The 17156-nt window shown below is 49.2% G+C and carries 14 protein-coding genes; 6 read left to right on the top strand and 8 right to left on the bottom strand.

Annotation, left to right across the window (positions count from 1 at the left end; all coding sequences use genetic code 11):
• Positions 1 to 352 precede the first annotated feature (352 nt).
• Positions 353 to 1288: a tRNA 2-thiocytidine(32) synthetase TtcA gene (ttcA, locus tag ACWHX8_RS19375; RefSeq protein WP_447969781.1), complete on the top strand. Its 936-nt coding sequence runs from the start codon at positions 353 to 355 to the stop codon at positions 1286 to 1288.
• On the opposite strand, the gene ACWHX8_RS19370 is transcribed toward ttcA, so the two are convergent.
• The 3 genes from ACWHX8_RS19370 to ACWHX8_RS19360 all read right to left on the bottom strand — a co-directional run bounded on the left by ACWHX8_RS19370 (position 1274) and on the right by ACWHX8_RS19360 (position 4473).
• Complete coding sequence (locus ACWHX8_RS19370) at positions 1274 to 1501, bottom strand: YgaP family membrane protein (RefSeq protein ID WP_447969780.1); 228 nt, start codon at positions 1499 to 1501, stop codon at positions 1274 to 1276. The genes ttcA and ACWHX8_RS19370 overlap by 15 nt on opposite strands.
• A gap of 15 nt (positions 1502 to 1516) precedes the next feature.
• Positions 1517 to 2359 carry a hypothetical protein gene (locus ACWHX8_RS19365; protein ID WP_447969779.1) on the bottom strand — a complete coding sequence of 281 codons (843 nt, stop codon included), beginning with the start codon at positions 2357 to 2359 and terminating at the stop codon, positions 1517 to 1519.
• A gap of 107 nt (positions 2360 to 2466) precedes the next feature.
• Positions 2467 to 4473 (bottom strand): thiamine pyrophosphate-dependent enzyme, encoded by a 2007-nt coding sequence (locus ACWHX8_RS19360; protein WP_447969778.1) that lies wholly within the window; start codon positions 4471 to 4473, stop codon positions 2467 to 2469.
• Between the two features lie 257 nt (positions 4474 to 4730).
• Between ACWHX8_RS19360 and ACWHX8_RS19355 the strand changes: the two genes are divergently transcribed.
• The gene (locus ACWHX8_RS19355; protein ID WP_447969777.1) at positions 4731 to 6338 is read left to right on the top strand and encodes a glutamate synthase-related protein; all 1608 of its coding nucleotides are present in this window, start codon (positions 4731 to 4733) and stop codon (positions 6336 to 6338) included.
• 10 nt (positions 6339 to 6348) lie between these two features.
• Positions 6349 to 6786, top strand: coding sequence for a hypothetical protein (locus ACWHX8_RS19350; protein WP_447969776.1), 438 nt, complete (start codon positions 6349 to 6351; stop codon positions 6784 to 6786).
• A gap of 8 nt (positions 6787 to 6794) precedes the next feature.
• Here the strand turns inward: ACWHX8_RS19350 and msrA are convergent, their stop codons facing one another.
• Complete coding sequence (gene msrA / locus ACWHX8_RS19345) at positions 6795 to 7355, bottom strand: peptide-methionine (S)-S-oxide reductase MsrA (protein WP_447969775.1); 561 nt, start codon at positions 7353 to 7355, stop codon at positions 6795 to 6797.
• Positions 7356 to 7463: 108 nt separating this feature from the next.
• Between msrA and ACWHX8_RS19340 the strand changes: the two genes are divergently transcribed.
• On the top strand, positions 7464 to 8270 hold the full coding sequence (locus tag ACWHX8_RS19340) for a metallophosphoesterase (protein WP_447969774.1): 807 nt from the start codon (positions 7464 to 7466) through the stop codon (positions 8268 to 8270).
• A 16-nt stretch (positions 8271 to 8286) separates the two neighbouring features.
• Here the strand turns inward: ACWHX8_RS19340 and ACWHX8_RS19335 are convergent, their stop codons facing one another.
• From ACWHX8_RS19335 to ACWHX8_RS19325, 3 genes are all read right to left on the bottom strand, one after another.
• On the bottom strand, positions 8287 to 10320 hold the full coding sequence (locus tag ACWHX8_RS19335; protein WP_447969773.1) for a TIR domain-containing protein: 2034 nt from the start codon (positions 10318 to 10320) through the stop codon (positions 8287 to 8289).
• A gap of 784 nt (positions 10321 to 11104) precedes the next feature.
• Positions 11105 to 11320, bottom strand: coding sequence for a DUF2191 domain-containing protein (locus ACWHX8_RS19330; RefSeq protein ID WP_447969772.1), 216 nt, complete (start codon positions 11318 to 11320; stop codon positions 11105 to 11107).
• Between the two features lie 231 nt (positions 11321 to 11551).
• Positions 11552 to 12484, bottom strand: a complete 933-nt coding sequence (locus ACWHX8_RS19325) for a carboxypeptidase-like regulatory domain-containing protein (RefSeq protein WP_447969771.1) — start codon at positions 12482 to 12484, stop codon at positions 11552 to 11554.
• Between the two features lie 379 nt (positions 12485 to 12863).
• Between ACWHX8_RS19325 and ACWHX8_RS19320 the strand changes: the two genes are divergently transcribed.
• Together ACWHX8_RS19320 and ACWHX8_RS19315 are read left to right on the top strand one after the other, a co-directional pair.
• Entirely contained in the window at positions 12864 to 14057 is a 1194-nt protein-coding gene (locus ACWHX8_RS19320) for a geranylgeranyl reductase family protein (protein WP_447969770.1), read from the top strand.
• A 312-nt stretch (positions 14058 to 14369) separates the two neighbouring features.
• Positions 14370 to 14684, top strand: coding sequence for an RNA recognition motif domain-containing protein (locus ACWHX8_RS19315; RefSeq protein WP_447969769.1), 315 nt, complete (start codon positions 14370 to 14372; stop codon positions 14682 to 14684).
• 441 nt (positions 14685 to 15125) lie between these two features.
• On the opposite strand, the gene typA is transcribed toward ACWHX8_RS19315, so the two are convergent.
• The gene (typA, locus tag ACWHX8_RS19310; RefSeq protein ID WP_447969768.1) at positions 15126 to 16961 is read right to left on the bottom strand and encodes a translational GTPase TypA; all 1836 of its coding nucleotides are present in this window, start codon (positions 16959 to 16961) and stop codon (positions 15126 to 15128) included.
• Positions 16962 to 17156: the final 195 nt, after the last annotated feature.

Raw genomic sequence — 17156 nt, 5'->3', positions numbered from 1 at the left:
TGAAGCAATATGCTATAGTGCGACGCAGCGGCAGGAATACAATGCGAGTCGGCCACACCGATCTTTACAGGGTAAGACCTCAGGTGCATTCCAAAACAATTTGCAGAGCATCAGGACAACAAGGAACGCATAGATGCCAACGAACTTGCTCGACAGCTAAGAGGAAATGGGGGAGGACAAAGCCTGGGAATCCCTGCCCTTTCAATAGGCGTTTTGTACGAATGAAAGAATCTATCGCACAAATCTAGACTGACGGGTATGGCCGTCTCGATCAGCGATTCTTAAGATACATTTGTGTATTCTGGCGCTATCTCTGCTTGCTAGCCACCAGGTACAATGGGCCTTATTGACCATGAATTCATTTTCAATAACAAACCAACGAACAGTTCAGTCTCCATCACTCCACCGCACAAGTAAGCTTTCCGGTGAAGTTGAGAAACTCCAAACCCGCCTCTGTCGCCGGGTTGGGCAAGCGATTACGGACTACAGCATGATCGATGACGGCGATAAAGTCATGGTTTGTCTTTCAGGTGGAAAAGACAGCTATGGCTTGCTGGATATTCTTCTGGCCATTCGCCCGAGAGCACCGATTCAATTCGAGATTGTCGCGGTCAATCTGGATCAAAAACAGCCAGGGTTTCCAGCGCATGTCCTCCCTGACTATCTGACTCAATTGGACATCCCGTTTCATATCGAAGAACGTGACACCTATTCGGTCGTCAAAGAACTGATTCCGGAAGGTAAAACCACATGCTCGCTCTGTTCACGACTGAGACGTGGCCACCTGTATCGGGTTGCTGCTGAACTGGGTGCAACCAAAATTGCGTTAGGTCATCATCGAGACGACCTGATCGAAACGCTCATGTTAAATATGTTGTTCGGGGGAAAGCTCAGAACGATGGCACCCAAGTTAGTCTCAGACGACGGGCAGCATATTGTGATTCGACCGCTGGCAAACGTCGAAGAACACGACTTAGCGAGATATGCTGAACTTCGCGCCTTTCCGCTTATCCCATGTGATTTGTGTGGCTCCCAAGAGAACTTGAAACGCAAGCAGATCAAAACGTTACTCGGTGAATGGGAAGAACGATTCCCAGGATGCAAAGACCGAATCTTTGGGGCACTTTCTAATGTGCTGCCTGAACATCTCCTTGACCATTCGCTATTCGACTTTGCAGCTCTACGAAAAAAGGTGGAGCAGAGTGAACAGCATGACTCAGGTGTTGAGAACGTAGATCCAAACCTGCTTGAACCTCTTCGTCTTCTACGCCCCTCAACTTCTCGGTGAATTCGCCAAATTCTCGGTCGGTTCGAAGGGACAGGTCTTGTCAAGAATGTAGTAGACCGGACAGAACCCAGTGAATCCGCTTTGAAGAAGCGTGACACCTAATATTCCTGGCATGAGCAACCATACCGGATCGACAGCATAGCCAAGCCACGTGCCAAGGGTGAGTAGCGCTCCAGCGACTCCATCATGAATTCGGCGTTTTTTGTTTGTCATGGTGTCCCCTCTTCCTTACCCATTGTTAGTGAGTAGTTTAACGCTTTCTTGTACTCCTTGCTCGATAAGAGTCTTGGCCAACGCCTGTTGCTGCTCAGCATTCTTTTTTGAAATCAGGTCAGCAGATCGAAGGATCAGTGCTGTAAAGCCTTCGAGATGCCAGAAGGCCGGTTCGGTCACAGATGGAAGGTTATTCTCCGGAGGATAGGGCCAAAGCGAAACGTAAAAATAGGGTTCAGGGTAGGTAGCGTCACCTGGTGATAAGCCAGCACCAATAGTGGCTTTTTCAGTGCTACCGTTTTGCTCAAATGTTAAGAGTGTTGCAATGTCGAAAAAATGCGGCCAGCAACGTACCGGAGAGGCATGAGGATAGATGGCCCGAATGGCCTCTAAGAGTGGAGGGGCATTGTTGTAATATTTAGCTAGTTCTTCTCTCTCTTTTTTCTCTACGGTTCCATATGCCCCACCTGAATCAAGATGTTGGTGCGATAATGTGTAGGGCCCAGGATCTTTTAATTTTTGAGGAGCAAGATTGTGACGTTCGACCAATTCGGCCAACCACTTTTCTGCTGCGCTTTCGCTTTGACCAAGAAGATTGAACGATTCATCTCCTCGCTTCGATTTTGCCAAAAAGGTCAGATCTTCAAGACGCAGTCCCACTGTCAGGTCAGGTGTCAGTGCTTGTCCCATTAACGCGTGTAGACCGGCATCCCAAGACAAACTGGTGTGGCTATCGTCAGGCTCGGCTTTGCAATACGCCCGTGTCGCGCGTGCAACCCACTGAACCGCATGATGCGCCTCAAGGCGAGCCTCCGTCAGTTCGGAAGGAGGCACAGTTCCTAAAATTTTCCACATCATAGACTCCTTATCAGTATAGAAAAACGTCGCTCGTTGCTCGTCGTTCGTATCTCGCATGAAGAAATTTCCGGTCTTTCTTGTACGAGCGACGAGCGACGTCTTTTTAACTAAACGAGTTCAGGATCCGAGATAATCTCGACCAAAGCTGGTCCTTTGACGGCAAGCGCTTGCCGAATGGCTGTATCTAGTTGGTCAATGGATGTTACGCGTTGTCCGTGTCCCCCACAGAGTTTTGCATATTCTGCGAAGTTGGGATTGTGAAGCGAGGTCTGCCACACCTCCCATTCACCCGCCCGTTGTTCTTTCGTGATTTTCCCAAGCTGACTGTTGTTCAACAAGATATGCGTGATATCCATTCCATATTTCACAGCAGTTGTGAACTCGGCCAAATATTGTCCGAACCCTCCATCGCCGCTGATGGAGATCACTTTGCGATCATGATATTCCTCGAAATCTTGAGTCGCGGCCCAAGCACCCATGGCCGCAGGAAAGGCAAAGCCAATCGAACCGAGATAACCAGACATGAGCACACGTTGCTTGGCGCATTCAAAATAACGACCGAATGAATAGGTGTTGTTTCCAACATCAACGGCAATCACGGCATCCGAAGGCGCTTCACGAGTGAGTGACGCAAATATCGAGGCAGAATTCAGCCCCTTGCTTCGATCATCTCCTGCACGACTCTCTTTTTCCTCACGCCATATCTCCCATCGTTGCTTGACCTCAGGTCTTTGATCATTTGCGGCTGTGGTCTCTGAAAGATTTTTCAATATTTGACGTGCAGTTACGCCAATTTCACCTAAAATCGGAACGGTCACAGGATGGAACTTCCCGAGTGCCATGGCCTCAAAATCTACTTGGATGATTGGTTTAGATCGTTCTATGCCGGTGTGATTGGAAAAAGAGGAACCAAACGTCAGGATCACATCGCATTCGTTCATAAACCAACTGGCAATGGGTGTTCCTGAGCGTCCCAGTACACCCGCTGCCAACGGATGCGAATCCGGAAGCAGTCCCTTGCCTTTGAAGGTTGTCAAGATTGGCGCATGAAGACGTTCGGCCAGATTGATAATCTCCGGCATGGCATCCCTTGCCCCGTACCCCACGATAATGATTGGTCGTGTGGCTTTTGCCAGCAGTGCGATGGCTTCGCCAACCGAATCTTCAGAAGGTGCGACTTCAAAGTTTGGCATGCGGCCGTTTGGTCCTGAGATGTTGCTCTGTTTATCAGCGGGAATGGTTTGCACGTTATCGGGAAAAATAAGATGTGCCACATCGCGCTGCACGATAGCATTTTTACAGGCCAGCGCAATCAGTTCAGAATGTTTGGAAGTGTTCAAGACCGTATGACTAAAACGGGCAACGGCTTGAAATGCTGAAGCCAAATCGATTTCCTGAAAAGCTCCTGGACCTAACACCTGCACATCGACTTGACCGGTTAAGGCTAAGACTGGCGCTCGATCAACCTTGGCATCCCACAGCCCGGTTAGTAGATTCGTCGCACCAGGTCCGGCTATTGCCAAACAGGCTGCCGGTCGACCGCTGAGCTTTGCATAGCCAGAGCAGGCAAACGCGGCGGCGCCTTCATGTCGAATGCCGATATAGGTCAGATGGCCTTTGGTTTCCTGGACACGCAGCGCATCGGCTAGTCCTAAGTTTGAATGGCCCACCATGCCAAATACACGCTTCACGCCCCATTGGACCATCGTGTCCGCCATGATGTCAGAAACCGTACGAGGCGGTTCTGTTTCTTGGGGAATACCCACGCAGATGGTTCCCTTGCGTATTTCAACTGGAAACAGTTCTTGGCCGGAATCCTCATGTCCCCCAGGAGGCTTGCCGGTCAATGGATCGAAATCCCAACCATGCCATGGGCAGCGCAGCCAACATTGCCCATCAACACCTGTCTCAATCGATCCTTCACCAAGCGGTCCGCCTTGATGGGGGCATCGATTATCCATCGCTGAATACTTTCCTTGGAAATGAACCAGCGCAAGAGACTTTGTGCCTGCCGTCACCGTTTTTACGCGACCTTCTGGAAGATCTGTGTCGCGTCCCACTTCATGCCATTCGATATGATGAGTGCTTGCAGAAGCCTGCTTTGTCTCGGCCATACATCAATCCTTTCATCTCTGTTAGAAATGAGACGTTTCGCGATGAGGAACTGTTTGCGTATGATACTGCCTTGAGCGATGCCCATCAATCCAAAAATAGAAAGCCACCATTCAAGAATTGCTCTGCTGAGAGAATGGTCTTGCACGAATACGAGTTGTTACACAAGAAAGGTCTTCTGTTTCATCACTGATCCATGTCAAAATGTGTGGGAATGGTTGAATTCGAAAAATCTACGAATCATTAAGGGGAAGCATTCATGAAGAAAGTGTCGATTGCACAATGGGCTAATCTCAAGGATCGTGAGCCGACCTATGCGCTCATCGCCAATGTCGATCTTGTCATCGTCCGCTATGAGCAAAACGTTTCAGTTCTCTATGGACGATGCCTGCATCGTGGCGCGCTTTTAGCCGATGGACGCATAGAGGGTGAAGATCTGATTTGCGGCTTACACGGCTGGGATTTCCAATTCGAAACGGGGATTAGTGCCTATAACAATGATGAACGTTTGCAGAAATTCAATGCCTGGATCGAACAGGACCAAGTCTGGGTTGATGAAGAAGAGGTTGCCAACTGGGAACGCAACAATCCCCAACCATTCAATCGTCAGGAATACCTCGGAACATATGCCGATACGCATCCGGTGGAGGAAGAGCCCCATGTGGGATTAATCCAAGGGTATGCGGCTGATGGGTTGGAGAAGACTGGCCATCATGGATTGGTCGCCGCCATGGGAGTTTCTCGCACGCAACTTCCCTTGTGGGATGATATTCAGTTTGTCACGGCACAGCTTGCCACATTACCGCAACTCGATGATGTTGCTGTCTCGACGGAAGTCGTGATTGGTCCCAATGCCAAGAAGCCACTCAAGCTGAGCATTCCACTTTTTGTCTCCGATATGAGTTTTGGCGCCTTGTCTGAAGAAGCCAAAACGGCTCTGGCCCGTGGAGCCGAAATGGCGGGCACAGGGATCTGTTCAGGAGAAGGCGGCATGCTTTCCGAAGAACAAGCCGAGAACTCACGGTATTTTTATGAGCTGGCATCCGGACGTTTCGGTTTTTCTATAGACAAGGTCAAGAAATGTCAGGCATTTCACTTTAAAGGCGGACAAGGAGCCAAGACGGGAACCGGTGGTCATTTGCCAGGGCCGAAAGTCAAAGGGAAAATCGCGCTTGTGCGTGGACTCAAAGAAGGGGAGCCGGCAATTTCACCGCCACGTTTCCCTGATTGGACCGATATTACACAAATTCGAGATTTTGCCGATGAAGTGCGGGATGAGACAGGAGGCATTCCGATTGGCTACAAGTTATCGGCGCAACACATTGAGAAAGATATTGATGCGGCCTTAGAAGTCGGAGTCGACTACATTATTCTCGATGGTCGAGGCGGAGGAACCGGAGCTGCTCCGCTTATCTTCCGCGACAACATTTCTGTTCCCACCATCCCGGCACTTGCACGTGCGCGTCGGCACTTGAATCGGCTCGGACGACAAGATGTCACATTAGTGATCACTGGCGGACTGCGACAGCCTGCTGATTTTGCGAAAGCGCTTGCATTGGGTGCCGATGCGGTTGCCCTTTCCAATTCGGCGATGCAGGCAATCGGTTGCCTTGGAATGCGCGCTTGCCACACTAATAACTGTCCTGTCGGTATTGCGACTCAAAAAGATCACCTCCGAGCTCGACTGATTATTGAAGAGTCTGCTGCGCGACTTGCGCGTTTCTTCGAAGCGTCGACCGAACTCATGAGCCTGCTGGCCAGAGCATGTGGCCATACCCATCTTCATCAGTTCTGTGTCGATGATCTCACGACATTTAAAAAACCGATTGCTGAACTGGCAGGGGTTCCATATGGTGGTGTGAGTTGATCAGACTGACATGGGCGAAGACTCCGAAAGAGATGAAGGGCAGACCTCCCGAAGTCCATTCGTGCCGATCGGGATAACAGTCTTAGGAATTCTGCTTTTGCCGATGCTCATCTATTCCAACGGACCCGAAGGGCCAATCAAAGACGGGGATGTGGTGTTTTCCACTGGACGGCATCGTGTGGATTTTGTCAAACCCGTTGATTACCATGTCCTCGGGTACAAGTCGTTTTGCGTGATTGAACTACGGGACCAATTACTTGTGACGCAACGACCAGCCGACCGGGCGGATGGGAGTCTCATTGCACATCCACTCGGACACACAACAAAAGAATACCCATTTTGTCCCCCAAAAGCAGACCTGCTCCTTCACCAGCATCAAGCCACGCTTCAAGCCAATACGTGGAATAGAATCAAAGACACATTGGCAAGGCTTTTCTCTGCGAATTGAATGCGAAATCACTTGAGTTTTTCCGCAAACTGCTGACGGAATTTGGCGACTTTTGGATTAATCAAGTACGCGCAGTACGGTTGCGAGGGATTCCGAACAAAATATTCTTGATGATACTCTTCGGCGATGTAGAACGTGTCAGCCGGTGCGACTTCTGTCACAATCGGTTGAGTAAAGATGTTGTCTTTTGTAAACGTCGCAATTACGTCTTCAGCAACGGTCTTCTGTTCAGGTGAGTGGTAGAAAATGGCCGAGCGGTATTGTGTGCCTGTATCGTTGCCCTGACGGTTGAGAGTTGTCGGATCATGAATCGCGAAGAATATTTCAAGGATTTCACGGTAAGAAATTACGGAAGGGTCAAACGTTACCTGCACGACTTCTGCATGGCCGGTGTTCCCCATGCACACGGCTTCATAGGTGGGATTCTGCACCTGCCCACCCATATAGCCTGACTCAACCGACTCTACACCCTTCAGTTGGTCATATGCCGCTTCTAAGCACCAAAAGCAGCCACCCCCTAACGTCGTGATTTCTTTGCCTGAATCTGTCTGTCTATTTTCTGTGGCCATTGTTAAGTCCTATGTGTTGTTCATGAATGAGTTCTGGAATGACCTCTAACTATGTTAAAAGTCTTATAGCATTAGATCCCGTCACTCGGCCACCTCTATAGAAAACGAATGATTATTATGCGTGTCGCGTGGGCAACCGATATCCATTTGAACTTCCTGAATGAACAGAAGCGAGAATCATTTTTCCATTCAATCGATGAACACAATCCAGATGGGGTATTCATAACTGGAGATATTGCCGAAGCGCCTACGTTGAGTCTCCACCTCCAAGAAATTCTGGACGCTATTCAGAAGCCAATCTATTTTGTACTTGGTAATCATGATTTTTATTATGGTGGGATCTCTTCGGTTCGAAACGCAACAGTAGAACTGTGTGACTCACAGCAAGGCCTCACGTATCTAACCGGCGACCGAGTTATTGAATTAACTAAAAGCACTGCGCTCGTTGGGCACGATGGCTGGGGCGATGGTCGACTTGGCAATATCGAGCAGACACCTGTCCGACTCAATGACTTTCGATTGATTAAAGAACTGACGGGCTTAGAGTATGGGAAACTCATAGACAAACTCAAAGAGCTTGGAGATGAAGCTGTCGTCTCGATTCAGGATACACTATCCAATGCTCTTGACTCGTATGCGCATGTGATATTCCTGACGCATGTCCCGCCATTCAAAGAAGCCTGCTGGTATGAAGGGAAAGTCGGCAACGACGACTGGCTGCCGTTTTTTACTTGCAAAGCGGTTGGAGATGTGTTGTTTCAGCTCATGCAAGACAGGCCGGATAGCAAGCTCACGGCCTTGTGCGGACACACTCACCATGAAGGCGTCGTGCAAATCCTACCCAATCTCCGGGTGCTCACAGGTTCAGCAGACTACGGAGCGCCACATGTGCAAGAGGTGCTGGAGATCTTGTAACGTTTCAAATCACCATTCACTTTACATCCTCTAGCTCTTTCTTCACCGCATCTCGTTCAACAGGCATGTTGAGATTTGTAAAGATCTTAAACGCCGCATTGAGTTTCTCCAGTTCGGTCTTCCGATCATTCAGCTCTCGTGCGAGAAGACCCCAGCTCCAATAACAGGTGCCTAAGGAAGACTTATTCCCCAACGCCTTGCACAACGCTTCCTTCTTTTGGTGCAGCGTCATCGCCTTGTCCAACTGCCCCCAGTCCTGGAGGATAAGCGCTTGGTTGCCGTAACATGCCTGCAGGCCATCATTGTTCCCTAACCCCTTGCACAACGATTCCTGCTCTTGGAACATCGCCATCGCCTCGCCCAACTGCCCCCAGGCCTGGAGGATCAGCGCTTGGTTGCCGTAGCTCCGTTGCAAAGTCTCTTTGGCTTCTGGACTTTCTCGGTTTTTCCAGAATTCCTCTTCCTGCTGAAGAATATGGAGCGCCGTTTGAAGTTCACCAATTCTACTTCCTGTGGAAAATCCATAGTAAGCCAGCCATGCAATTCGATCCCTCGAATCTAGAGCATGTAACAAGTGGAGAGCAGGAACGATTTCTGTAAGACATTCTCCACAATCTTTCCAACGAGTCTCCCAGTCGGCAAACAGATCTTCCAAGGCTCGTAGATATCTGGTATGTAGTTCATGATGAGTCGAGGACTGATGCAATTGCTCTCGTAGCAGCGCGTGCAATCGAAAGCGTTGTCGCCCTTGATCCACAACCTGCACCAAGGACGCATTGACCAATTGGTCTCGGACTTGTTTGCTTTCACTGTCGTTGAGACCTGACGTCATGACAGCCAGTGGAAACCAGAATCCTTCTGAATGACATACCGCCATGGCCTGCAACAACCGTTGGTTTGCTTCACTTTGGCTCTCGATGGCCCGTTGCAGCAAATCCGGGACATCATGAATACCATTACGCAACCGTTCCAACTCAAGGGCTGTCGCCTCTTCATCCAGAGGACCGAATTGGCGCGATAGCATTTCTGCTGCGACGGCCACCGCAATCGGTAGGTGTTCGACCCGATTTGCCAGCGCTAATAGATCATCGCGGTGGCGGGAAACCGTCTCTTCCTCTAGCCAGAGTCGGAACAACGCTTCGGTTTCCTCCTCGGCAAAACTCGTGACTTTCTTCGTGCAAGGCCGCTTCACCCAAGGCAGACTGCGTTGTCGCGAGGTGCAGAGAATTGAGAGTGAGGCTACCGACAGCGGTGGGCCTGGAATAAGATCTTCCACGTCAAGATTCCAGATATCATCCAACACCAAAAGCGTTCGTCGATCGCATACCCATTTCTTCGACTCCGTGATCTGTCTTTCGGGCGGTAGTTCCTTTACGTCCAAGCCGATTCGCTCAGCTAACTCAACTGCAATTTCCTCTTTTGTCCGTTGGCCGCAATGTTGAAACACCACAGCATCGAATGCACCTTGTACTTTCCAGGCGAACTTGAGTGCCAGGGTTGATTTTCCGCTTCCTGGCCCTCCCCACAGCAGATACTTCCCTTTCTTCTCCACTAGCGCTTCGTGAAGTATTTCAAAATATTCCTTACGTCCAACGAAATCCGGTGGCTCGTAATCGACGATGAATCGTGCAGCTCCCGATTCCTCAAACTGACGCATGTCACGCTGCCGTACGAGCCACTCCATCGTCTCTTTGATTGCTTTTTCCTGATCGGTCTGTGCATCAATTCGGTGTTTTGTCCGGAGCAGTTGTGGAATTTCTGCATCGTGTAACAGGATAATTCCCAGGCGCGTCCTTGATTCTTCCGTCTCACGAGCTAGCACTGACCTCCATTCCTTTCCTGTCCATGCCGAGCGTGCTGCGTCGGGAGACCAAATTAACAGAGTCAAATCGGCTTCACGCAGTCCTCGTTCGATTTCTTCAACAAAGTCATCTCCAAACAGCTCATCAATTTCGCAGAGCCACGGCTTGATTGAAGCAGCTTGCATCTTTTTGGCAAGCTGCTGCACAAACTCTTTGTCTTTTGTGCAATGGGAAAGAAAGACTTTCATGTGTTTTGGTAATACGCAACTAGGATTGAATTAACAACATTTTCCTATAGCGCCGATGCCTTAAAATTGCAAATTAATACTCATCCTTATTGGACGTTCTAGGTTAAGTACAAATTCTAAAGAAATTTTCTATGCAGGTGGGAAGTAGATGCTTACGGGCTCATGCCGAGTGGTCCCTCGCGCTAGCTTTGATATAGTGTTCCTCACGTTCAAGAGATTTTGGAGATATCGTAATCTCATATTAAATAACCTGGAACTTTACGGTTGATCTTTGTAGGGTAAGTCCCAAGAGGTCATGCGAGACGACCTTGGCGGGACACCGGTTCCAACTCCTTCCGTCTTTCTGTTTTTTGGCTCTGGATTCGCGGAATTCGGAGGTTGGAGAAGGAAAAGGCGTGTTAGTTTTTCACGGAGGGCATAAAGACTTCGGTAGGATTCAGAACCGACAAAAGCTTTTTGGTCAAGGTCCAGAGTTGCAACTTATGCCTTCGTGCAAAGCAGATAAGAAAGGCGTCAATCAGTCCAACACCCTTCGACAACCATTTTTGCTGTGACGATAGCAGTCCCGCCTCAACCTACAGACCATCCTCGTCCCTCTTAGGAAGATTGTCCCAATATTCGAAAATAATATCTCGTTCTCTCGAATTTTTCGCACCCTGGAGGAGTTCCCCAAATACACAACCTGTCGCCACGATGGATTGCCTTTCGAGAAGCGTTTGTACGATGGGAAAGATGAATGGCCGGCATTTCAAGAAATCAATCCACACCGAAGAATCGATGAGAATCATGATTGTCGATTCAGGGACCTGACTTTTTCAGCGGTGAACCCTTTCTCAAATTCTAAGGGCTTCTTCTCGATTTGTTGGTTTAACTTGGCAATCTTCTTCTGTTGTAACCATTCTTGAAGGGCAATGGTGAGCGATTCGGTGAGTGTTTTCCCTTTTGCATGAATTTTAACCTCGGAGACTAGCTGATCAGGGAGGAAAGTCGTGACTTTCATACGATATGTCATACGATCATTTAGCGTATCATTCAAGTTTTAATTATAACGACATTGACATTTCCCTCTTGTATAGCTGTGAGGTCCCCATCTCCTACGCCATGCCCAAAATGAACCAGATACAGGGTCTAAGATGTTTTAACTAAACAAATGCGAAACAGCCGCCCAAGCTGGCGGCTGTTTTTCTATTATGAAAATATCCTGATATCTGCAAATTCTAGAAAAATTCGCTCAGTGATGTTCTTGATGTTCATGCGTCACTTGGATGTCGACGATGTTCCCTTCTTTTTCCAGGACTTCTGTGCCGAATCGATAATTGGGTTTCATGGTACTGTGCGCCATCCGTCGATCTTTTGGATTGGTAAAGACCATTTTAGTCTGAAGGGTATCTCCCTCAAGAACCACCACTTTCATCTCCAGAAAACCACCCATGCCTGGATGCCAGGCAATGAGTTTGTATACGCCTTCCGGAATGTCCGGTAAGGTGAAGTTGCCTTGGTCGTCTGTAATCGCATAGTACGGATTGTCCATCGCCATACCCCACGACTGCATATATGGGTGAAACCCGCATTCTAAATAGAAAATTCGACGACCTTGTGAGAATTTCACGTTATCGATCATTGCTTCGCCGGGTTTGTGTTGGTGGTCCATCAATAAATCTTTGGGATGGTGCGGGTTGAGTCTCAGTGGTCGGTGGAGCATGACTTTGTTGCCGAATGGTGCCGTCTCATACGCCACGACATCATGGATGATCGGATCCATATTGACAATATGCAGAGGCTGTTGATCGCGCACAGCCATGACCCAGGGTTCAAACACACAGTCTTCCACCGTCACTTTCGATGGCGCGTGATCTTTGTCTGAAAACGGTTTGCCTTTTGTGATTCCCTCAAGAAACACGATGGCGTTTTTCAGGCCGCCTTCTGGTGAAACGTGAAACTCATCCACCACGCGCCACCCGGTCCCGGTGGAGATTCGACCACAGAACGCCGTATCTGGATTGGCGATGATGCTATAGGCTAAGGCCGGTGGTTTTTTCCCATCAAGCAAGACGGTCCCGCTGATCGCCCCGCCATTTGTCACAGATTCTTCGGTATAGGTCCAGGCAGCAATCGGGGAGAGTGCGAAGAGTAGAAAGCTAAAGAGTCCGGCAAGGCATTTCATGGTCATTTCCTTTGAATAGGGGAAGAAAAAGTTTCTGCTATGTGTACTTCCTACAACATCCACTTACCGAACGCTTCGGACGAACAGTAATCTAATCATAAATCGTGTATCCGCTTAACGCATAGCCCCTTCTAACGTGTCAGCTGATGAATTATATCGTTAATGCTATCACATGTCAGAATGTGGTTCACGAACATACCGTGTGGAGATGTTCGGTCATAGAGGTGGCAGGCGCATGGGTAATCCTACGAAATATGGTGGATGCTTTTCTAGTACCCTGACGTGTTCCAACCCTCTCCTCACGGATCGGTAAAACGAGTGAGCGAAGGCCTTCAAAAGTCATGGTCTACTCATAGGCCTCTCAGGTAGAGTGGGGCCTATGCCAGCCTTACCATCCTATGATGTGATCATTGTCGGTATGGGCCCAGCGGGTGCCTCAGCGGCTTTTGAATTATGCCGCGCTGGTCTCTCGGTCTTGGGTCTCGAAAAGCAATCCCACCCACGTTATAAAGTCTGTGGAGGAGGGCTTTCTGCCCGTATTGAGTCGATTTTGCCCCCAGACTTTCACACGGTCATTGAAGATGCTGTCCATCGTATGATTTTCTCGTACGGACCGGAGGAATCGTATTTGGTTGAATCCGAGAAACCGATTGCCTATATGGTTATGCGGTCGTGTTTTGATCAATGGTTGGTCGAGAGGGCGTTGAAGGCTGGCGCCGAAGTTCATGAAGATGAACCCGCGACGATGTTCACGAAGGTGCCTGATGGCATCGAAGTCCGGACAGCCAAAAGCCGGTATCATGGGCGGGTTGTTATTGGCGCGGATGGGGCGATGAGTCTGGTTGCGCAACAGCTTTTTCCGCATCGTCGACTCCAAAAAATTCCGGCATTGGAGAGTGAGGTTCTGTCGCACTCGCCAGAGGCTCATGCCTACGCCAAGACGGCATTGATCAGTCTCAATGCGGCCAAGAAGGGCTATGGCTGGATTTTTCCGAAACAACAGGGGCTGTCAATTGGCGTTGGCGAGTTTGTGCGGGGAATGAATCGACCCAAGCGAAGCTTTCAACAGTTTACGCGGGAAGAACCGACGCTAGACGGATATAAAATCCCATCTCCGCTAGGACACCCGATTCCGGTGTTTAATCGATCCCCCGGTATCACGAATGGACGGTGGAATAATGGGTTGGTTCAGGGTCATGCGCTATTAGTGGGAGATGCCGGACATCTCGTTGACCCGCTCTTAGGCGAGGGGATCTACTATGCCGTACGGTCTGGACAGCTAGCAGGGACGAGTATTATCCGTGCATTGCAGCATTCGCCCCCACGCTTCGAAGAATATGAACGTGCCGTGATCAACGAATTCGGTCGAGAATTTCAGATTGCTTCCAGGCTGGGGCGTCTGGTGTATGGCGTACCTCGTTCGTGGCATCGTTGGGTTGGAAAAACATTTCCAGGTCCCTATCAGGGAGTATTGCAGCGGTACTGTGGGATGTTGCAGGGACAAGAAACGTACCAAACACTGTGGAGTCGAATCGTGGCTGGACTATGCGGTCCCTTGGCTCGTCGTACGTGAAAATGGGGTCGGAAATCTATCGTGTATCCCTTGCGGAAAAGTTCCTTTATTTGTCACATGAACGAGGAAATTTGAATCGCATTTTGATATTTGCCTTCCCCTAGACAGTATGCTACCGTGATTTCACTTTAACGTTTTGGACCTGCGTTATAGTGTCGAACAAGAGTTGAGGTCCGAGTCTTTGCGTTGTTTTTCCCGGGAGTCTGCTCGAAAGTCTGAGCTAGGTCGCTGTGTTGATTTCGCGTCTTTGGCCCGTCCTTTCCTAACTTCTCGAGTCCAACACCACATTACGTTTTTACAAGGAGAACCTCTATGAGTTTGAAGATTTATGTGGGCGGCTTACCGTATGCTACGAGTGAAGCCGAGTTGAATGATCTGTTTGCCGCACATGGGACTGTGGAGTCAGTGAAAATTATTACCGATAAATTTACAGGGCAGTCGCGGGGATTTGGTTTTGTGGAAATGGCAGGAAGCGACGAAGGCAATGCAGCTATTGCTGCTCTCAATGGGACACAATTAGATGGCCGAACGTTGACGGTGAATGAAGCGCGTCCTCAAGAGCCAAGGTCTCCTGGAGGCCGCGGTGGATTTGGTGGAGGCGGTGGAGGCAAGGGTGGCCGTTGGTAGGTAACTGACGGTTTTCGTTCCTTGACGTGCATGTGAAGGCAAGCCGATAAAAAGCTAAGGGGTCTGTGTGGTTGACGCACAGACCCCTTTTCAGTTTGTGGACAGAGTCACACGCAGATGCTCAAGACTCCTCGCTACGTGTAGATTGCTATAGCCGTTCCAGTAATGCCGAATCTACAGGTTGTCCTATTGAATGCTGGTTATAGCCGTTTCAAATAACTTCCGCTGGTGGAAACGTTGTACCGCGCTGAGTTAGTTGTATTTTCCTGTTTGGAACGTATTTGGATTCGCTATAACCCTTCGTTATTGAACCGTCAACTGTCTGCCGGGCATCCAAGCGGGCATAACCTTCATCATGATCAGTTGTATCGCGCTGTGTACATGATGTAAATTTGGTTGGAAGTTTTTGGTTTCGCTATAGACGTCGTTTGTTTCTCAACCTTATCCTTTTTTGGCGGAATTCCTTGCCGAGCGACGCTCATTGTCGGTGAGGTAACGTTTTCTGAGACGAATATTTTTCGGAGTCACTTCGACCAGTTCGTCCTCTTCAATGAATTCCAGCGCAAACTCCAGAGTTAACTCTCGTGGTGGAATGAGATTGATGGCGTCATCAGATCCCGCGGCTCTGATGTTGGTGAGTTTTTTCTCTCGAATTCCGTTGACGACCAAATCTTGCCCCTTATTATTGACACCGAGAATCATCCCTTCATAGAGCGCATCGCCAGGATGCATGAAGATTTCCCCTCGGTCCTGCAACCCCCACAGGGCGTAGGAGACGGCCTTTCCAGGTCCATGCGAAATTTGGACACCGGCAGAACGCCGCGGCACTTCGCCTTTGAACGGTTGATACTCGTGAAAGATTTGCGACATCACCCCTGTCCCTCTGGTCATCATCAGCAGTTCACTACGGAAGCCCATTAAGGCACGGGAGGCAATGTGAAAGACCATGCGGATTGTGCCGACCGAGCTTTGTTGCATGTCTTTGAGTTCTGCCCGTCGATTGCCTAATGCTTCAATGACTCCGCCTTGATACCCTGGGTCGACTTCGATGACAACCTCTTCAACTGGTTCCAGGCGATCGCCATCGACTTCTTTGAAAATGACTTTCGGTGGGGACACCTCTAGCTCGTAGCCTTCCCGCCTCATTGTCTCAATTAAAATCGATAAATGCAGTTCGCCTCGACCGGATACCGTGAATCGCTCGCCCCCATCGGCTTCTTCAACTTTAATTCCCACATTCATCATGGCTTCGTGCGCTAATCGTTCACGAATATGCCGAGAGGTTAAAAACCGTCCACCGTCTTTTCCTGAAAGCGGACTGGTGTTGTGGGAGAAGTTCATGGATATGGTTGGTTCATCGACATTGACGGTAGGCAAGGCCACAGGATGTTCCGGCGCAGCCAGTGTTTCACCAACACGAACATCTTCAATCCCGGCAATGGAAACAATGTCTCCGGCCTGAGCTTGCTCACGTTCTACTCGTACGAGTCCTTGATAGGCTAAAATCTTCGTCACTTTACTTTTGACAACTTTCCCATCGCGTTTCACTAAGGCCACTTGCGCGCCGACTCGAATCGTCCCATGGACAATACGCCCTACGGCAATACGTCCAATATAGGTGTCGTAGTCTAAAATCGTGACCAGCATTTGGAACGGCAAGTCCGGGTCGGCCACTGGTGGAAGTACGCGATGGATGATGGTGTCCAACAGCGGTTTCATGTCCGTGGGTTTTTCGTCTAACTCAAGAGTGGCCAGTCCATCTTTGCCTGAGGCATAGACGATAGGAAAATCAAGTTGTTCATCCGTGGCATTGAGTTCGCAAAACAAGTCAAAGGTTTGATTGACTATCTCTGTCGGACGAGCATTTGGGCGGTCAATTTTATTGATGACAACAATGGGTTTCAGATGCAGTTCTAAGGACTTTTTTAAGACAAATTTTGTTTGGGGCATGGGTCCTTCAAATGCATCAACAAGCAGTAAAACTCCATCTACCATACGGAGAATTCGTTCGACTTCACTGCCAAAGTCGGCATGTCCAGGCGTATCCACAAGGTTGATGAGATGATCTTTATATTGAAGGGAAGCATTTTTTGAAAAAATTGTAATGCCCCGCTCTTTCTCCAAAGGGTTCGAGTCCATGATGACGGTTTCACCTTCTTTGAAGACGTATGCTCCGGTTTGCTGAAGCAGCGCATCCACTAAGGTGGTCTTGCCATGATCGACATGCGCGATAATGGCCACATTACGCATGTCCTTTCGTCGTTTTTGTTGAGGCATGATCGTCATCTCCACCCACCCTCAGGTTCAAGGGAAGGGTTCTAGCGAAACAATAAAATTAGGTATGTGAAATACGTAAGGCTCAATCATTCACGGCACGAGAGCTCGCTCCCCACATCCGACTTTGGACGCTCATTCTTTTTCACTGGTTTGCCCAGATACTGGCGTCCACTATAGCTGGCATCTCGTCCTATC

Source organism: Nitrospira sp. M1 (assembly GCF_965152605.1).
This window is presented reverse-complemented; position numbering and strand designations above follow the sequence as displayed.

What these genes read in the sequence shown, in the direction of transcription:
- typA (WP_447969768.1), bottom strand. Translation starts at nt 16,961, where the DNA reads ATGCCTCAACAAAAACGACGAAAGGACATGCGTAATGTGGCCATTATC.
- ACWHX8_RS19325 (WP_447969771.1), bottom strand. Translation starts at nt 12,484, where the DNA reads ATGAAATGCCTTGCCGGACTCTTTAGCTTTCTACTCTTCGCACTCTCC.
- ACWHX8_RS19360 (WP_447969778.1), bottom strand. Translation starts at nt 4,473, where the DNA reads ATGGCCGAGACAAAGCAGGCTTCTGCAAGCACTCATCATATCGAATGG.
- ACWHX8_RS19320 (WP_447969770.1), top strand. Translation starts at nt 12,864, where the DNA reads ATGCCAGCCTTACCATCCTATGATGTGATCATTGTCGGTATGGGCCCA.
- ACWHX8_RS19340 (WP_447969774.1), top strand. Translation starts at nt 7,464, where the DNA reads ATGATTATTATGCGTGTCGCGTGGGCAACCGATATCCATTTGAACTTC.
- ACWHX8_RS19365 (WP_447969779.1), bottom strand. Translation starts at nt 2,359, where the DNA reads ATGATGTGGAAAATTTTAGGAACTGTGCCTCCTTCCGAACTGACGGAG.
- ACWHX8_RS19355 (WP_447969777.1), top strand. Translation starts at nt 4,731, where the DNA reads ATGAAGAAAGTGTCGATTGCACAATGGGCTAATCTCAAGGATCGTGAG.
- msrA (WP_447969775.1), bottom strand. Translation starts at nt 7,355, where the DNA reads ATGGCCACAGAAAATAGACAGACAGATTCAGGCAAAGAAATCACGACG.
- ACWHX8_RS19335 (WP_447969773.1), bottom strand. Translation starts at nt 10,320, where the DNA reads ATGAAAGTCTTTCTTTCCCATTGCACAAAAGACAAAGAGTTTGTGCAG.
- ttcA (WP_447969781.1), top strand. Translation starts at nt 353, where the DNA reads ATGAATTCATTTTCAATAACAAACCAACGAACAGTTCAGTCTCCATCA.
- ACWHX8_RS19370 (WP_447969780.1), bottom strand. Translation starts at nt 1,501, where the DNA reads ATGACAAACAAAAAACGCCGAATTCATGATGGAGTCGCTGGAGCGCTA.
- ACWHX8_RS19330 (WP_447969772.1), bottom strand. Translation starts at nt 11,320, where the DNA reads ATGAAAGTCACGACTTTCCTCCCTGATCAGCTAGTCTCCGAGGTTAAA.
- ACWHX8_RS19350 (WP_447969776.1), top strand. Translation starts at nt 6,349, where the DNA reads ATGGGCGAAGACTCCGAAAGAGATGAAGGGCAGACCTCCCGAAGTCCA.
- ACWHX8_RS19315 (WP_447969769.1), top strand. Translation starts at nt 14,370, where the DNA reads ATGAGTTTGAAGATTTATGTGGGCGGCTTACCGTATGCTACGAGTGAA.